The sequence below is a fragment of the Curtobacterium sp. ME26 genome, assembly GCF_903970945.1.
Taxonomy (GTDB): domain Bacteria; phylum Actinomycetota; class Actinomycetes; order Actinomycetales; family Microbacteriaceae; genus Curtobacterium; species Curtobacterium citri.
In genome coordinates this window covers 1-1,485 of sequence record NZ_CAJCKG010000099.1, presented here as the reverse complement: position 1 = coordinate 1,485, position 1,485 = coordinate 1, and the positions used below count along the sequence as shown (strand labels likewise).

Here is a 1,485-nt window from a genome sequence, read left to right as displayed (position 1 = left end):
ACTGGTGTGCACAGAGACATGCGCCGTGTCACGGTTGTGTTGCTTTATTTTTTTTTTTCCAAGCAGACGACGGCATACGAGTTTCCCCGGTGTGATTGGGGTTTGGGCGTGTCCTCTCCCGCTCTTTGCCGGGCCGGGGGGACCCGTCGCCGCCGGACGCCCCCGAAGGACTGACCCGGGGCCGAGGGCGGGGGGGGTCGGCGCTCTGCCGACCCGCCCCGTCCGCGTCGTGGCGGCACCGGCGAGTCAGCGCCGCCCCCCGCCGTACCCGCGCAGCACCCCACCGGACCCGAACCGCACCCCGCCGGGACCGCGCCGAGCCTCCCGGCCCGTTCCGTGACCAGGCGGGGCGCACCGCCGGAGCCGCCCCGAGCCTCCCGGCCGACGTCACCGGACCCACAGGGCCCGCACGATCCGCCCGTCGCGCACCGTCGAGGTCCCAGGACTCGCCGTCAGCACAGCCCCGGGGTCCCGAGGAGTCACGTCGACCGCGCCGAGGTCCCGGGATCGTGGAACCTCGACGACCGGCGATCGGGCGAGTCGGCGCACCTGCCCGCCGAGCGCCGCGCGCCGGACGTGCCTCAGCGCTGGCGATGCGTCCGCACCGACCCCGTGCTCACGGCGACCGACCCGGTCAGCGTCTGGATCGCCCGGCTGACCACCGGCACCGAGGTGGTGACCACCGCGAGCGACGACGTGATCGCCTCGATCGACGACGTCGACAGGTGCTCCTGCGTGTGCGTGTGCACCGGGAAGCCGCGACGTGCCACGAGCACGACGCCGAGCGACCCCACGAGCACCACAGCCCCCGCGAACGGCAGGTACTGCAGCCCGACGAGCCCGAGGGCCTGGCCGCCGATCGCCGCACCCCCCGCGATCCCGATGTTCGAGGCGCCGTTGACGAGCGCGCCGGCGATGTCGGGGGAGACGCCCCCGGTCCGGATGGCCGCCGCCATGAAGAGCGTCCCGGTCGTCCCGTTCGCGGCCATCCACACGCCGGCGACCGCCATGGTGCCGAGCAGGGAGCCGTGGACGAACGGCAGCACGGCGAAGGCCCCCGCCATCACGGCGACGGCGGCGACGAGCGTCTGCCGCGGCGCACGGTCGACGAAGACCCCGGCGAGCCAGAGCCCGACGACCCCGGTGCCGCCGAGCACGAGGAGTGCGCCGCTCACCATGCCGGCGTCGAGCCCGGCGTCGATCGCGTAGGGGCCGATGTAGGTGTAGACGACGTAGTGGCCCGCGAAGAGCAGCAGGTCGGCGACCACGACGGCCAGCAGGCCGGTGCGTGCCCACGCCCGCGGCGAACCGATGTGCGGCGACGCGCTCCCGCCGACGCTCGGCAGGAACGCCAAGTTCGGGAGAGCGGCGTGTAGGGAAAGAGAGTTCACTGCGGCGAGCAACTCGCTCTCTCAGAGTCAGACATGAGAGAAAACACGCGAGCCTTGTACGCCAGCTGATAAGAGGGTGCTCAAATCGCATGAC

General features: G+C 72.4%; 1 protein-coding gene. It reads right to left on the bottom strand.

What is annotated here, in order from left to right; all coding sequences use genetic code 11:
* Window positions 1-581: 581 nt before the first annotated feature.
* Window positions 582-1,391 (bottom strand): MFS transporter, encoded by an 810-nt coding sequence (locus tag H7A69_RS17180; protein WP_182048149.1) that lies wholly within the window; start codon window positions 1,389-1,391, stop codon window positions 582-584.
* Between the last annotated feature and the right edge of the window lie 94 nt (window positions 1,392-1,485).